The sequence below is a fragment of the Mycobacterium paragordonae genome (assembly GCF_003614435.1).
Lineage (GTDB): Bacteria > Actinomycetota > Actinomycetes > Mycobacteriales > Mycobacteriaceae > Mycobacterium > Mycobacterium paragordonae.
This window is the reverse complement of the sequence record NZ_CP025546.1, coordinates 4,277,702-4,292,111: the sequence shown is the minus strand read 5'-3', so window position 1 is coordinate 4,292,111 and position 14,410 is coordinate 4,277,702. Positions and strand designations below refer to the sequence as shown.

14 protein-coding genes are annotated in these 14,410 nt (G+C 66.6%); 10 read left to right on the top strand and 4 right to left on the bottom strand.

Annotated features, from left to right (window positions below; genetic code table 11):
• Window positions 1-49 precede the first annotated feature (49 nt).
• From C0J29_RS19525 to C0J29_RS19485, 10 genes are all read left to right on the top strand, one after another.
• A complete protein-coding gene (locus tag C0J29_RS19525) occupies window positions 50-1,657 on the top strand; it encodes a nickel-dependent hydrogenase large subunit (RefSeq protein WP_120793277.1) in 1,608 nt (535 codons plus the stop codon).
• 83 nt (window positions 1,658-1,740) lie between these two features.
• Window positions 1,741-2,520, top strand: coding sequence for a hydrogenase maturation protease (locus C0J29_RS19520; protein WP_120794846.1), 780 nt, complete (start codon window positions 1,741-1,743; stop codon window positions 2,518-2,520).
• A 5-nt stretch (window positions 2,521-2,525) separates the two neighbouring features.
• Window positions 2,526-2,801, top strand: a complete 276-nt coding sequence (locus tag C0J29_RS19515) for a hypothetical protein (protein ID WP_065165927.1) — start codon at window positions 2,526-2,528, stop codon at window positions 2,799-2,801.
• A 5-nt stretch (window positions 2,802-2,806) separates the two neighbouring features.
• A complete protein-coding gene (locus tag C0J29_RS19510; protein ID WP_120794845.1) occupies window positions 2,807-4,048 on the top strand; it encodes a hypothetical protein in 1,242 nt (413 codons plus the stop codon).
• Window positions 4,045-4,914, top strand: coding sequence for a NifU family protein (locus C0J29_RS19505; protein WP_120793276.1), 870 nt, complete (start codon window positions 4,045-4,047; stop codon window positions 4,912-4,914). Before C0J29_RS19510 ends, C0J29_RS19505 begins: the two co-directional genes overlap by 4 nt.
• Window positions 4,911-6,089 carry an NHL repeat-containing protein gene (locus tag C0J29_RS19500; protein WP_120793275.1) on the top strand — a complete coding sequence of 393 codons (1,179 nt, stop codon included), beginning with the start codon at window positions 4,911-4,913 and terminating at the stop codon, window positions 6,087-6,089. Before C0J29_RS19505 ends, C0J29_RS19500 begins: the two co-directional genes overlap by 4 nt.
• Entirely contained in the window at window positions 6,086-6,919 is an 834-nt protein-coding gene (locus C0J29_RS19495) for a hypothetical protein (protein WP_065044727.1), read from the top strand. The genes C0J29_RS19500 and C0J29_RS19495 overlap by 4 nt, the downstream gene beginning before the upstream one ends.
• 99 nt (window positions 6,920-7,018) lie before the next feature.
• Window positions 7,019-7,159 (top strand): hypothetical protein, encoded by a 141-nt coding sequence (locus C0J29_RS32890; protein WP_162951512.1) that lies wholly within the window; start codon window positions 7,019-7,021, stop codon window positions 7,157-7,159.
• An 11-nt stretch (window positions 7,160-7,170) separates the two neighbouring features.
• Complete coding sequence (nuoL, locus tag C0J29_RS19490) at window positions 7,171-9,033, top strand: NADH-quinone oxidoreductase subunit L (RefSeq protein ID WP_120794844.1); 1,863 nt, start codon at window positions 7,171-7,173, stop codon at window positions 9,031-9,033.
• Entirely contained in the window at window positions 9,030-10,481 is a 1,452-nt protein-coding gene (locus C0J29_RS19485) for an NADH-quinone oxidoreductase subunit M (protein WP_120793274.1), read from the top strand. Before nuoL ends, C0J29_RS19485 begins: the two co-directional genes overlap by 4 nt.
• A 203-nt stretch (window positions 10,482-10,684) precedes the next feature.
• Here C0J29_RS19485 and C0J29_RS19480 read toward each other — a convergent pair whose 3' ends face one another.
• From C0J29_RS19480 to C0J29_RS19465, 4 genes are all read right to left on the bottom strand, one after another.
• On the bottom strand, window positions 10,685-11,572 hold the full coding sequence (locus tag C0J29_RS19480; protein ID WP_065044729.1) for a phosphoribulokinase: 888 nt from the start codon (window positions 11,570-11,572) through the stop codon (window positions 10,685-10,687).
• 20 nt (window positions 11,573-11,592) lie between these two features.
• Window positions 11,593-12,666 carry a class 1 fructose-bisphosphatase gene (locus tag C0J29_RS19475; RefSeq protein ID WP_120793273.1) on the bottom strand — a complete coding sequence of 358 codons (1,074 nt, stop codon included), beginning with the start codon at window positions 12,664-12,666 and terminating at the stop codon, window positions 11,593-11,595.
• Window positions 12,667-12,800: 134 nt separating this feature from the next.
• Window positions 12,801-13,628, bottom strand: coding sequence for an HAD-IIA family hydrolase (locus C0J29_RS19470; RefSeq protein ID WP_120793272.1), 828 nt, complete (start codon window positions 13,626-13,628; stop codon window positions 12,801-12,803).
• Between the two features lie 125 nt (window positions 13,629-13,753).
• The gene (locus C0J29_RS19465; RefSeq protein ID WP_120793271.1) at window positions 13,754-14,404 is read right to left on the bottom strand and encodes a TetR/AcrR family transcriptional regulator; all 651 of its coding nucleotides are present in this window, start codon (window positions 14,402-14,404) and stop codon (window positions 13,754-13,756) included.
• Window positions 14,405-14,410 lie beyond the last annotated feature (6 nt).

The window sequence follows — 14,410 nt, the reverse complement described above, 5'->3', positions numbered from 1 at the left end:
CCAGCACGCCAACAGCCCTGGTAGTGCACGAAATCATTTGGGAGGATTCATGACCGCGCTCGACCTGTATGTCAGCCCGCTGGGCCGAGTCGAGGGAGACCTCGACGTCCGCGTCACCGTCGAAGACGGCGTCGTCACCTCGGCCTGGACCGAGGCGGCGATGTTCCGCGGCTTCGAAATCATCCTGCGGGGCAAGGACCCGCAGGCCGGCCTCATCGTGTGTCCGCGCATCTGCGGCATTTGCGGTGGCAGCCACCTCTACAAGTCCGCGTACGCGCTGGACACCGCCTGGCGAACGCACATGCCGCCCAACGCAACCCTGGTGCGCAACATCTGTCAGGCGTGCGAGACGCTGCAGTCGATTCCGCGTTACTTCTACGCGTTGTTCGCCATCGACCTGACCAACAAGAACTACGCCAAGTCCAAGCTGTACGACGAGGCGGTGCGCCGTTTCGCTCCGTATGTGGGCACGAGTTACCAACCGGGCGTGGTGCTTTCGAACAAGCCCGTCGAGGTGTACGCGATCTTCGGCGGCCAGTGGCCGCACTCCAGTTTCATGGTGCCCGGCGGAGTGATGTGCGCGCCAACGCTTTCCGACGTGACGCGCTCCATCTCGATCCTCGAGCACTGGAAGGACAACTGGTTGGAGGCCCGCTGGCTGGGCTGCAGCATCGACCGCTGGCTGGAGAACAAGACCTGGGAGGACGTGCTGGCCTGGGTAAACGAGAACGAGTCGCAGTACAACAGCGACTGCGGCTTCTTCATCCGCTACTGCCTGGACGTCGGCCTGGACAAGTACGGCGCCGGCGTGGGCAACTACATCTCGACCGGTACGTACTTCGACCCGTCGCTGTACGAGAACCCGACCATCGCCGGGCGCAACGCCGCGCTGATCGGCCGCTCCGGTGTGTACGCCAAGGGTCAGTGGCACGAGTTCGACCAGGCCAACGTCCGCGAGGACGTCACGCACTCGTTCTACGAGGGCAGCCGGCCGCTGCACCCGTTCGAGGGCGAGACCATCCCGATCGACCCCGAACAGGGCCGCAAGCAAGGCAAGTACAGCTGGGCCAAGTCGCCCCGCTACGCCGTCGGCGACCTGGGCAACATCCCGCTGGAAGCGGGACCGCTGGCCCGACGGATGGCCGCCGGCGGTCCCAATGCCGCCGCGCACCAGGACAACGACCCGCTGTTCGTCGACATGTACAACAAGATCGGGCCCAGCGTCATGGTCCGTCAGCTCGCCCGGATGCACGAGGCGCCGAAGTACTACAAGTGGACCCGCGGGTGGCTCGACCAGCTCAACCTCAAGGAGAGCTTCTACACCAAGCCCATCGAGCACGCCGAAGGGATAGGCTTCGGTTCCACCGAGGCCGCGCGCGGCGCGCTGTCGGACTGGATTGTGCTGGAAGACAACAAGATCAAGAACTACCAGGTGGTGACGCCGACGGCCTGGAACATCGGGCCCCGGGACAGTTCCCAGGTGCTCGGCCCGATCGAGAGCGCTCTGGTGGGCTCGCCGATCGTCGACCCGGAGGACCCGGTGGAACTGGGTCACGTGGCGCGGAGCTTCGACTCGTGCCTGGTGTGCACCGTACACGCCTACGACGGCAAGACAGGACGCGAACTGTCCAAGTTCGTCATCAACGGGATGGTGTGATCCTGACTGCTTACGACTGCGGACTGGGCGCCCCCGACGACACCCAGGACCTCGCTGAACCTGCTGGGTCATGCGAGGTCCTGGTGATCGGGTGCGGGAACCTGTTGCGCGGTGACGACGGCGTCGGACCCGTTCTGGTCCGGCACCTGTGGGAGCGTGGCGTTCCGGACGGGGCAAAGTTGGTCGACGGCGGCACCGCCGGCATGGACGTGGCCTTCCAGATGCGCGGCGCGCAGCGGGTGGTGATCATCGACGCGGCGGCCACCGGATCGGCGCCAGGGACCATCTTCAAGGTGCCGGGCGAGGAGCTGCAGAACCTGCCGCCGCTGCAGGGCCTGCACACCCACTCCTTCCGGTGGGATCACGCCATCGCCTTCGCCCGCTGGGCGCTGGGTGACGACTGCCCGACCGACATCGCCGTCTACCTGATCGAGGTCGCCGGCGTGGAGCTCGGCGCCGACCTGTCCGAAACCGTCGAGGCGGCAATGGAAATCGTCATCGAACGGATCGAAGCCGAGTATCTCGCCGACCTTCGGCCGGTGCCGGACACCGAAGTCACCGTGGAGTTCACCCCCGACGGCTACCTGCGTATCGACGCATCGCTGGCCGCCAGCCGGTTCCCGTCCGACGCGGTGGTCGCCATGGTCCGCGACGACGAGCTCTGGCTGATCCCGTTGCGGGGCCCGCGCAGCGGGGGATTGCTGCTGAAGCAACGCAACCCCGCCGGCGACCGGTCACTGCTGATCCGCGAGGTCATCGAAGGCAGGGTCGGCGTGACTGGTGCATTCTGGGACGATGCACAGAAGTCGCTGCGGATTCCCCTGCATGACGAATTGCGTGACGCACCGGAGCCGCCGGGGTGATTCTGATGGCTGAGCGTCCGACCGACGGGGGGCAACAGGAGGAGCCGGAGCGCCCGCCGACGGTGGTCCGTGCCGACAGTACGGCCGATGAAGCGCTGGACGTTCAGACCGTAGTCGTGGAAGACCACGGCCGTTGGGCCGTGGAGATTGTCGTGGTGTTCGCCGACGGAGTGGTCCGCCGGCGCATCGACACCCACCACACCAAACGGCGCGCCGAGATATCGGCGAGCCTGATCAAGCGCGCCGCCGAGCGCAATATCCGAGGACCGATCAATGGGTGAAAATCATGACCACCGCGCCTGAGCTGACCCGAGCGGCACTGGCTGTCCGGCCGCAACCGCTCGGTGCCTTCCCGCTGCCGCTGGGCTATCTGCTGGTTCCAGCGGCCGCCGAGACGGTGCGCACGGCACTGCTGGACGGCAACGAACCGGACGCCTGGCCGGAAGATCTTCGGGCGCTTGAACTTGCGCACGGCGGCGACATCGAAGCGGCGCTGGCGCATCTCACCGGTGCGGATCCCGTCACCCGCTACAACCGGTTCGTGCTGCGGCCCGAAGGCGTCGACACCGACACGTTGCGCACGGATCTGGGCGAGTTCGGTGTGCTGGTCGACCTGGTGCTCTTCACCGTCGGCCGCCGGGACACCCCGCCCGATGCCGATGGGGTCACCGGTGAGCTGGCCGCCCTCGCCTTGTCCGCGCAAGCGAGCCATGCTCTGGCCGAAGGGAACCCGCTCAAGGCCCGGGCCCTGCTGGAGCGTGCCGCCGAGGCCGCCGCGACAGTGTCGCGGTGCCTGGAGGGCTCCATGATCGCGGCGGCCGGATCGATCTGCCGCGACCTCCACGACCCGGCGGCCCAGCAGCATCTGGAGCGCGCGCTAGGGCTCCTCGACGGCGCCGAGGGTCTGCGCATCGCCCGCGCCGAGCTGCACCTCACCGTCGCCGGGATGATTCACGAACGCGCCCAAGACAATCCGGGGCTGCTCGCACAGGCCATCCCGCACTACCACTCCACGCTGCAGCTGGTGTTGCGGGAAGAGGCGCCGCTGCTGTGGGCGTCGGCGCATGCAAACCTGGCGACCGCCTACCTGACGATGCCGATGGTCGAGGCCTCCGGACAACTGCGCCTCGGTGTGGCGGCGCAATCGCTGCGGTCGGCCCTGAAGGTGTACACGCGCGAGGAGTATCCCGAGCAGTGGGCCAGTGTCCAACTGAACCTGGCCAACTCCCTGGTCTACACACCGTCGAAGCATCAGGCCGAAAATCTGATGGAGGCAGTGGAACTCTACGAAGGCGTGCTTGCCGCGCGGGACCGCGAGACCGACCCGCTGGGTCGGGCCAGGGTGCTGGCCAACCAGGGCAACGCGCTGGCCCACCTGGGGATCTTCGATCAGGCCAAGGCCAAGCTGTACGAGGCCCGGTTCCTGTTCGAGGAGCAGCAGGACGACGACTCCGTGCGGGCCGTGCGCGGTGTACTGGACGAAATCGCACGGCAGTCAGCACTTTTGCGTTCCGAAGGCGACCAATGACCACCGTCGTGGAACCGGGTCTGGAGGAACTGGCTAAGCGGGTGGACGACGCGGTCGCGGCACTGGCCGACCTCGACCCGAAGGCCCGGGCGGTCGCCGAGGAACTCAAGTCCGCGCTGGAAGCCGTGCACCGCGCTGGGCTGGTGACGATGGTGCGCCGCATGCGCGAAGACGACGGGGCGCGTGCGGTGCTGTTCGAGTTGGTGGATGACCCGGTGGTGCACCTGCTGCTGTCGCTGCACGAGATCATCCGGCCGGACCCGGTCACCCACGCCAACCGGGTGCTGGTCGGCGTGCGACCCCAATTGCAGAGCCACGGCGGCGATGTCACCCTGGTCCGCGTCGAGGACGGCATCGCCTACGTGCGGCTGGAAGGAGCCTGCAACGGCTGCTCGATGTCGTCGGTGACGCTGCGCAACCTGGTGCAGGAGGCATTGGTCGAGGGGGTGCCGTCGATCACCGCCGTCGAGGTGCTGCCGAACGAGCCGTCGCCGACGCTGATCCCCTTGGAGGCATTGCGGATCGGGCCGGCACGGGACGGCTGGGCCAAGTTCGGCGCCGCGGCCGAGGTCCAAGACGGTGACATCACCGTCCGCAACCTGACCACCGAGGCGGGGGAACGAGCCGATGTCCTGGTAGTCAGCGTCGAGCACCGGCTCTCGGCGTATCGCAACGAATGTGCCCACGAGGCAATGCCGTTGGACAATGCGATCCTGGACCTCGACAACGGCACCCTCACCTGCCCGTGGCACGGCTTCTGCTACGACGCATCCTCGGGCGAGTGCCTCAGTGCGCCCGGGGCGCAGCTCGAGCAACTGCCGCTGCGAATCGACAACGGAGACGTCTGGGTCCGAGTGCGCGGATGAGCCGCTACACCGTTCGGCACAACATAGCGGCGTTGCCACCCCGCGTTGATCCGGTCGCCACCACGGACCTCACCGACGGCTGGGCACCGGAGGTCTGGCTCGGCGCACCCGCCCCCGGCGGCTTGAGTCTCCCGGCCGCCAAACCGACCATGGCGTGGATGTATTCACCGCGGGGCGTGTTCCTGGGGGACGAGCATCTGGTGGTCGCCGATTCCGGCAACCACCGCGTACTGGTGTGGCACGGTATCCCGCGCGACGACGAGCAACCGGCCGACGTCGTGCTGGGGCAGCCGGACGGCGAGACCGAAGGCCGCGCGGCCGGCGGGCGGGGACCCGAACGCGGCATGAACCTGCCCACCGGGGTGCTGGTGCACGACGGGCGGCTCATCGTCGCCGACGCCTGGCACCATCGGATCCTGGTCTGGAACAACGTCCCCGAAACCAGCGACGTCGCGCCGGACGTCGTCCTTGGGCAGCCCGATGCGTCCGCCGTGGAGCCCAATGCCGGCGGCGAATGTTGCGCCTCGTCGTTCTACTGGCCGTTCGGCATCGCGATCATCGGCGACACGTTCTGGGTGGCCGACACCGGCAACCGGCGGGTGCTCGGCTGGCGCAACGGGATTCCTGCTCCGGGCCGGCCGGCCGACGTGGTGCTGGGTCAGCCGAGTCCCGCCCACCGCGAGGAGAACAGGGGAGGAATGCCCGGCCCGGCCAGCTTCCGCTGGCCACACGACATCGCGGGACGCGAGGATCTGCTGTTGATCGCGGATGCCGGAAACCACCGCATCCTGGGTTGGGCACCCGCGCCCGGCACTGACTGCCCCGCCGACATCCTGCTGGGCCAACCGGATTTCACCGGTGCGGAGGAGTGGCCGTACGGTCCCCACACCGGCGACCGGTTCCGGTTCCCCTACGCCATCGGACTGGCCGACGACCGCCTGGTCGTCGCCGACACCGCCAACAACCGAATCCTGTTGTGGGACGGCGTTCCCGCTGACGGCCGCGCGGCCGATCATGTTCTCGCTCAGCCGAGTTTCGGCACCAACGGCGAGAACCGCTGGACCTCGGTGCAGCGCGACACGTTGTGTTGGCCGTACGGTCTGTCGCTGCGCGGTGACCGGCTGGCCGTCGCGGACTCCGGCAACAACCGCGTCGTGATCTGGCGGCGGCGGTGAGACCGCGAATCGTCCAGTCCGACGGTCAGATCGGGTTCTTCTGGGCGACTGCGGCCGGCAGGCGCACCTCCCTTCAGTCGTTGGTGGAGGCTGACGACGAACCCGACCGGTTGGTGGCTACCCACCTGGAAGCACTCGATGACGCGTTGATCATCGCGGCAGAGCGGTTCGGCGAAATCTTGGGCGGGGGAAGGGGTCCCGCGAATGCCGACGAGCGCGACGATCTGGTCGACCTGCACCGCACTCTGGACCGGCTGTGCTTCGAGTACGCCGCGGCCGCCGAAACGACCGGATTGAAGCCCGACCTGCGGGCCGGAAAGATCGTCGGGACCGCCGCACTGTTCTCGATCCGCGCCCGCCAGCCGCTCGCTCTGCTGGGCCCGGCGCCCCTCGACGATGAACTCGATGAGCCGGGCCTGGGCGTGGTGGGTGGATTCGGCGAGATGCAGCAGGTGGATCCGGCGCGGCCGTGGCTGGGTGGCCGATGGGTGGTACGAACAGAAGCGGGGCAACGCTTTCCGCTGACGCTGTCGATGCTCATGTTCGACAGCTCGGGGGTGAACAAGGATGCCGCCCGCAAGGAGCACCTGGAAGCGTTGCAGTCCGTCATCGCTTCGGCGCAGCGCGCCGAAGCCGACCCGCTCGCCGTCACCTGTGCGGTGGACTGGCTGCTCTACGACTGGCTGATGGCCCACCGGGACGGACCCGACAGCGCCGAAATCGTCTTCCCGAAAGGTCATGAAGCCGACGCCGGCGTCGTGGTGGCCGCGGCCGCCACCTCGGTGACGGCCCGCGCGACCTTCGACCCGGGCTTAGTGGGACTGGGCTGACTCAGGCTGACTCCGGGCTGACTCGGGGCCCTCAATCACCTTGATGTTCCCCCGATTCGGGGTTCAGCGGGTCAGCGTCACACGGGCAGACTGTCAGGCGTGAACTTCTCTGTTGTGATCATGGTTTTGGCTGCCATCGCGGGGGCGGTCGGGTTCGAGGTACTGGTCGGTTTGACGGTGAACGTCATGCTCAAACGCGACCAGTCCGACTCTGACGCGGCCGGGCTGTTGGGGTCTTGAACGCCGTGGCTGTGTGGTTGCTCATCGCGCTGCCACTGGCCGGTGCGGCGGTGCTCTTGCTGGGCGGTAGATGCGCTGACGCGTGGGGGCATCTGCTGGCATGCGCGGCCGTAGCGGCATCGTTCTGCTGTGGCGCAATACTTTTCGCCGACCTGTTGCGGCGCGCGGCGCCGGACCGTGTCATGCACGAAACGCTGTTCACCTGGCTGCCTTCCCTGCAGATCGATTTCGGCCTGCAGCTGGACGCGTTGAGCGTGTGCTTCGTGCTGCTCATCACGGGCGTGGGTGCGTTGATCCACGTGTACTCGATCGGCTATATGCGAGAGGACCCCGGCCGCCGTCGATTCTTCGGCTACCTGAACCTCTTTGTGGCCGCGATGCTGCTGCTGGTGCTGGCCGACAACTACCTCGGGTTGTACTTCGGTTGGGAGGGCGTGGGTTTGGCGTCCTACCTGCTGATCGGCTTCTGGTCGCACAAGCCCGCCGCCGCCACGGCGGCCAAGAAGGCCTTCATCGTCAACCGCGTGGGCGACGTCGGATTGGCACTGGCACTGATGATCATGTTCGCCCAGCTCGGAACGCTCAGCTACGACGGTGTTTTCGCGCGGGCATCGGGAGCCTCCGAGTTCACTGTGACCGCAATCGGATTGGCGTTGTTGCTGGCCGCCTGCGGCAAGAGCGCGCAGGTGCCACTGCAGTCCTGGCTCGGCGACGCGATGGAGGGTCCCACACCGGTCAGCGCACTGATCCACGCGGCAACAATGGTCACCGCCGGGGTATACCTGATCGTGCGCTCCGGCCCGGTGTTCGACCTGGCTCCCGTCGCACGGACGGCGGTGGTGATCGTCGGCGCCGTCACACTGCTGGTGGGCGCCATCATCGGCTGCGCCAAAGACGACATCAAGAAAGCCCTGGCCGCCTCGACGATGTCGCAGATCGGCTACATGGTGCTGGCAGCCGGTCTGGGACCGGTCGGCTACGCGGTGGCGATCATGCACCTGCTGACGCACGGGTTCTTCAAGGCCGGACTGTTCCTGGGCGCCGGTTCGGTGATGCACGGCATGAACGACGAGACGGACATGCGGCGCTACGGGGGTCTGCGCGCACACATGCCGATCACCTTCGCCACCTTCGGCCTCGGCTATCTGGCGATCATCGGTGTGCCCCCATTCGCCGGCTTCTTCTCCAAAGACGCGATCATCGAAACCGCCTTCGCCACGCACTGGTTCCTCGGCGTCGTGAGCCTGGTAGGTGCCGGAGTGACGGCCTTCTACATGACCCGCGTCATGGTGCTGACCTTCTTCGGCGAAAAGCGTTGGCGACCTGGCAGTCATCCGCATGAGTCGCCGTCCGTCATGACCGCACCGATGCTGGTCCTGGCGCTGGGTTCGCTCGGCGGCGGGGCGGCACTCGCCGTCGGTGGCACCCTGCAAGACTGGCTGCAACCAGTGACCAATCCCAGCGACGCCGCGGAGCCACACCACGCCGTTTCCGGTGCGGCGCTGACCGTGGTCACCCTGGCTGTGGTCGGCATCGGCATCCTCGTCGCGGTCCGTAACTACGTCGCCAGGCCGGTGCGCAAGACCGCGTCCGAGTGGGCATCCGGCCCGGTGATCGCCGCACGCCAGGATCTGTTCGGGGACAGCATGAACGAAGCGGCGTTCATGCGGCCGGGTCTGCGCCTGTCGCGGGCAATGGTCGACGTGGACCTACTGGGCATCGACGGCGTTGTCGAGGGCATCGCCCGGGTTATCGGTAGGACCTCGACGGGTGTTGGGCGGATGCAGACCGGTTTTGCCCGCTCGTATGCCTTGACCGTCTTCTTCGGCGCCGCCGCGCTGCTGTTGAGTGTCGCCCTGGTGGGTTCGGCATGATCCTGACCGCGTTGTGGGTGGCGCCGCTGGCCGGTGCGATGCTGGTGGCGGCGGTGCCCGCCGGCCGGCAGCTGGTTGCCAAGTACACCGCGCTCGGCGTCTCGGCGGGGGTGCTGGTGATCGTGGGTGTGCTGGTGGCCGGCTTTGATCCGGCGGATCCGCAGTATCAGTTCGTCGAAAGTCATTCCTGGATCAGGTCGTTCGGCGCCGGTTACACCGTCGGCATTGACGGTGTCGCGATGGTCCTTATACTGCTGACCACGGTCCTGATGCCGCTGCTGTTGCTCGCCGGGTGGAACGACGCGGGCCGGCCCGGCGTGTACCTGGCGCTGATGCTGGCCGTCGAGTCGATGATGCTGGTCGCCCTGGTGACGTTGGATGTGTTGTTGTTCTTCGTGTTCTTCGAAGCGATGCTGATCCCGATGTACTTCCTGATCGGCCGGTACGGGGGAGCCGGGGCGCCACGTGTGGCACTGAAGTTCCTGCTGTACAACCTGTCCGGTGGGCTGCTCATGCTGGTCGCGCTCATCGGCCTGAATCTGGTCTGTGGGACGTTCGATTCACGCGCCATCGTAGCCGGGATGTCGTCGGGCGACATCGTGGCTAACCCGGACCTCATGCATCTGCTGTTTCTCGGCTTCCTGCTCGCGTTCGCCGTGAAGGCCCCGTTGTGGCCGTTGCACACCTGGTTACCCGGGGTGGCCGCGGAGGCGACGCCGGCGACCGCGGTGCTGATGATGGCCGTCGTCGACAAGATCGGCACGTTCGGCATGTTGCGCTACTGTCTGCGACTCTTTCCCGACAGCGCGGTCTTGTTCCGGCCGTTCGTGATTGCGCTGGCCGTGATCGGGATCATCTACGGCGCCTTGGTGGCAATCGGGCAGAGCGACATCATGCGCGTGATCGCCTACACCTCGATCAGCCACTTCGGATTCATCGTGCTGGGTGTCTTCGCCATGACCAGCCAGGGGCAGTCCGGCGCAACGCTGTACATGGTCAATCACGGACTGGCCACCGCCGCGCTGTTCCTGATCGCCGGATTCCTGGTGTCACGCAAAGGGACTCGGCTCATCGCCGACTACGGCGGGGTGCAGCAGGTGGCCCCGGTGCTGGCCGGGACCTTTCTGGTCGCCGGCATGGCGTCGCTGGCGCTGCCCGGCCTGGCGCCCTTCGTCAGCGAATTGCTGGTGCTGATCGGCACTTTCGCCCGGTATCCGGTGTTCGCCGTGCTAGCGGTGACGGGCCTGGTGCTCTCCGCAATCTATATTCTGTGGCTCTACCAGCGGATCATGACGGGGCCCCGCAGAGAGTCCATGGCCGACTTGGTGCCGCGTGAGCTGACGGTGGTGGTGCCGCTGTTAGCTCTCCTGATCGTGCTGGGCGTGTATCCCAAACCGGCGCTGGACGTCATCGACCCGGCTATCGGCCAGACGGTCGCCGGCCGGTAGCCGCTGACGGCTTGGCGCGATCCGGCGAGGGCGCGGGCAAGAGCGACTGGTCACATCCGTCACTTGGGCACCGGCAGGGCTCGGCACAGCGCCGTCTGAAAGCCGTCTGAAACGTGATATCGCATGTGATACCAGATTTCGCAGCTGGATGGGCCGCCGCTTGCGGGGGCGAGTGTGACTGATGTGACCAATCGGCCGCCGCGTCAGCGCGCCGCGGCCAACTGCGCCCTGCGGCGCTCGAGCAGCCGCAACACCATCGGGGTGAAGATCAACTGCATGGCCAGATCCATCTTGCCGCCGGGACACACGATGGTGTTCGGCCGCGACATGAACGAATCATGCAGCATGGCAAGCAGATACGGGAAGTCGATGCCGTGCGGGTCACGGAACCGGATGATCAGCATCGACTCGTCGGCGGTCGGTATGGACCGGGCGATGAACGGGTTGGAGGTGTCCACCACCGGCACCCGCTGGAAGTTGACATCGGTGTGCGAGAACTGGGTGCACATGTAGTTCACGTAGTCGGGCATCCGCCGCAGGATGGTGTCGGTCACCGCCTCGGAGGTGTAGCCGCGGGAGACCTTGTCGCGGTGCAACTTCTGGATCCACTCCAGGTTGATCACCGGCACCACGCCGATGCGCAGGTCCGCGTGCGCGGCGACATCGGCCTCGTCGGTGACGATCGCGCCGTGCAGTCCCTCGTAGAACAGCATGTCGGTGTCCTCGGGGATCTCCTCCCACGGCGTGAAGGTGCCTGGCTCCTGCCCGAACGGCTCGGCCTCTTTCTCGTCGTGCAGATAGCGGCGCACCTTGCCGGTTCCGGTCTCGCCGTAGGTCTTGAAGAGGTCCTGCAGCTCCTCGAACAGATTGGCTTCCGGACCGAAGTGACTGAAGGTGTGGTCACCGCGCGCGTGTGCGTCGGCGATCGCGGCCTTCATCGCCACCCGGTCGTAACGGTGGAAGCTGTCGCCCTCGACGAACGCCACGTTGATGTCCTCGCGGCGGAAGATCTGGTCGAAAGTCCGCATCACGGAGGTGGTCCCGGCCCCCGAGGAGCCGGTGACGGAGATGATCGGGTGCAGGCGTGACATTTTCGATTACCCCTTACGCTTCAGCCGGCCACGACGCGGTACAAGCCCCGCACGCCGTACAACGGTGAGGTGGAGGGCCGGACGTAGTCCTTGCGGTGGTATTCCTCGATCAACTCGACTTCGTCGGCCGCTCCGAAGATCAGCGGCACCCGCTGATGCAATCCGGTCGGGACCACCTCCATCAGGCGCCCACGCCCGGTGCTGGCCAGGCCGCCGGCCTGCTCGACCAGAAACGCGATCGGGTTGGCCTCGTACAGCAGCCGCAGACGTCCCGGCTTGGCCGGATCCTTCGCGTCCCGGGGGTAGAGAAACACCCCGCCGCGCGTCAGGATCCGGTGTGTCTCAGCGACCAGCGAGGCGACCCAGCGCATGTTGAAGTCCTTGCCGCGTGGTCCCGTTCGGCCCGCCAGGCACTCGTCGATGTAGCGCTGCACGGCCGGTTCCCAAAATCGCCGGTTCGATGCGTTGATCGCGAATTCACCGGTGGTGCACGGAATCCGGATGTCGGCGCGGGTCAGCACGAACTCGCCGAGCGACGGGTCCAGCGTGAACGCGTGCACGCCGGTGCCCACGGTGAGCACCAGCATGGTCGACGGGCCGTAGATCGCATAACCCGCACACACCTGCTGCGAGCCGGGTTGCAGGAAGTCCTCGACGGTCGGATCCGCACCCGGCTCGGCGGCACGCAGAATCGAAAAGATGCTTCCCACCGAGACATTCACGTCGATGTTGGAGGAACCATCGAGCGGATCGAAGATCAGCAGGTACTTCCCGCGCGGGTATTGGGTCGGCAGAAGATAGGGCTCGGCGAGTTCTTCCGAGGCCATCCCGGCCACCTGACCGCCCCATTCGGTGGCCCGCAGGAAGTAGTCATTGGCCAGCACGTCGAGTTTTTGCTGCACTTCGCCCTGCACGTTCACCACGTCCGCGGCGCCCAGCACGCCACCGAGTTCGCCCTGGGCCACCCGGGTGGAGATGGCTTTACAGGCCAGGGCGACATCGAGGATCAACGAGTTCAGATCGCCGCTGGCATCGGGATGACGGCGTCTTTCCTCGATGAGGAACTTCACCAGCGTCGTGTGGTGGGTGAGCATGCGGTACCTCCAACGGGCAGCAAAAGACCTGCACACATGCTCTGATCCAGCCGGCCACGGTCCATCCCCCTGATGGGTGGTCCGGTGGGGGTATCCCCGCGCGTCCGCTCGCGCCGCCGACGACTGGGGGGCTGTCAGCCGGCTGATGACAGGCGCAGCGACTCGAGCCGCAACGAGTCGCTGTCGGCGTTGATGCCGCTGAGGTCTGGCGCGACGAACGAAGGCCGCTGCGCCGCGGGTGCGGCCAGCGCTTCGGCCGCCGTCGTCACTCCGCTGAGCACCAGCAGACTGGGCAACCCGGCGGAATTGGCACCGGCGATGTCGGTGTCCAACCGGTCACCGACCACCAACGGCCGCTGAAAGTCGCCGCGCGACAGGGCGTTCCGGAAGATCGGTGCATACGGTTTTCCGACGATGCGCGGGGAGCGGCGGGTGGCGGCGTGCAACGCTGCGATGATCGAACCGTTTCCGGGGACCAGTCCGCGCTCGGAGGGCAACGTCACATCGGGGTTGGTGGCCACCCACAGCGTGTCCGCGCGGATCGCCAGTGCCGCCTCGGCGAGGTCGCGCCAGCGGATGTCGGGCGAGAACCCCTGGACCACGGCGACCGGTTCGTCAGCCCACCGTCGCACCGGGCGCAGGCCCACTCCGGTCACCTCGGCGGCCAAAGCCTCCGAGCCGACAACCAGAACCGGCGCGCCAGAATCCAATTCGTCACTCAAAGCCTGCGCAGCGCATTGCCCGCTGGTGATGATGTCGGCGGGGCTCGCATCGAATCCCAGCTCCCGCAAATGCTTGGCGACCTCCACCGCACTGCGCGACGCGTTATTCGTCAAGAACAAGGTGCGACAGGCTGTGCCGGAGAGTGTCTCCACCGCACCCGGGATCGGTCGCGAACCCCGGAACAATGTGCCGTCGAGGTCCAGCAACAGACAGTCGTACAGGCTGGCCAGCGATGCCATCAGCGTGCGGTGCTGGTGAGCACACCGGTGGACGTCACCATGCCTCCTAGCGGTGGGGGATGCGCCGACCATACGGTGCAGCAGCGCTACCCGACGCCCCCGGATGGGGGAGTGTGGATGGTAAATCAGCGAAAGACGTTCTCGGCCAACATCCGCCGGCACCAACTTCGGTACCGGTCCGTGGTCCAGCCGTCGCCGGTCACACGAAGATAGGTCTCGATGCTGCCGATCACCGCGGTGGTTTCTACGATCTCGTCGAAGGGCAGGTCCTCGCGAAGCCATCCTCGGTCACGTGCCACAGTGAGTATCCGCCGGATCTGTCCGTTGATGCTTGCGGTCAGACCTTTGAGGTACTGGTCCACTTCCGGGTCGTAGGTAGCGGCCCCGATCAATGCCGGCGCGATCCGTGCCGTCCGCAGGTGTACCTCCGTCTGCGCCTCGACGATGTGGTCCAGCGCCTCCTGGCGGTCCTGGCTCGCCACGATGCGTCGACCTGCGTCCAGATTAAGGACGTTCTCTTCAGCGGGTAAGCCGAACGCGGCGTACTCGACAGCGGCGATGAACAGCGCTGCCTTGGGACCGTGAATCTGCACGGTCTCTGCCGAAACACCGGCCGCTTCACCGATTTTCGCCAGTGTCGTCCGGGCGTATCCATGCTCGGCGAACAGCTCCGCTGCCGCGGCCAACACCCGGGCCCGCGTCTGCTCGGCCTGGCGCTGCCGCAACTCCGACCGATACGCCCGAGTGCCACCCTTAGATATTGACTGCTGTGACATAGTAAT

Bases quoted from the DNA above. Each gene is read 5' to 3' on its own strand.
- C0J29_RS19525 (WP_120793277.1), top strand. From the start codon at position 50: ATGACCGCGCTCGACCTGTATGTCAGCCCGCTGGGCCGAGTCGAGGGA.
- C0J29_RS19515 (WP_065165927.1), top strand. From the start codon at position 2,526: ATGGCTGAGCGTCCGACCGACGGGGGGCAACAGGAGGAGCCGGAGCGC.
- C0J29_RS19510 (WP_120794845.1), top strand. From the start codon at position 2,807: ATGACCACCGCGCCTGAGCTGACCCGAGCGGCACTGGCTGTCCGGCCG.
- C0J29_RS19505 (WP_120793276.1), top strand. From the start codon at position 4,045: ATGACCACCGTCGTGGAACCGGGTCTGGAGGAACTGGCTAAGCGGGTG.
- C0J29_RS19500 (WP_120793275.1), top strand. From the start codon at position 4,911: ATGAGCCGCTACACCGTTCGGCACAACATAGCGGCGTTGCCACCCCGC.
- C0J29_RS19485 (WP_120793274.1), top strand. From the start codon at position 9,030: ATGATCCTGACCGCGTTGTGGGTGGCGCCGCTGGCCGGTGCGATGCTG.
- C0J29_RS19480 (WP_065044729.1), bottom strand. From the start codon at position 11,572: ATGTCACGCCTGCACCCGATCATCTCCGTCACCGGCTCCTCGGGGGCC.
- C0J29_RS19475 (WP_120793273.1), bottom strand. From the start codon at position 12,666: ATGCTCACCCACCACACGACGCTGGTGAAGTTCCTCATCGAGGAAAGA.
- C0J29_RS19470 (WP_120793272.1), bottom strand. From the start codon at position 13,628: ATGGCATCGCTGGCCAGCCTGTACGACTGTCTGTTGCTGGACCTCGAC.
- C0J29_RS19465 (WP_120793271.1), bottom strand. From the start codon at position 14,404: ATGTCACAGCAGTCAATATCTAAGGGTGGCACTCGGGCGTATCGGTCG.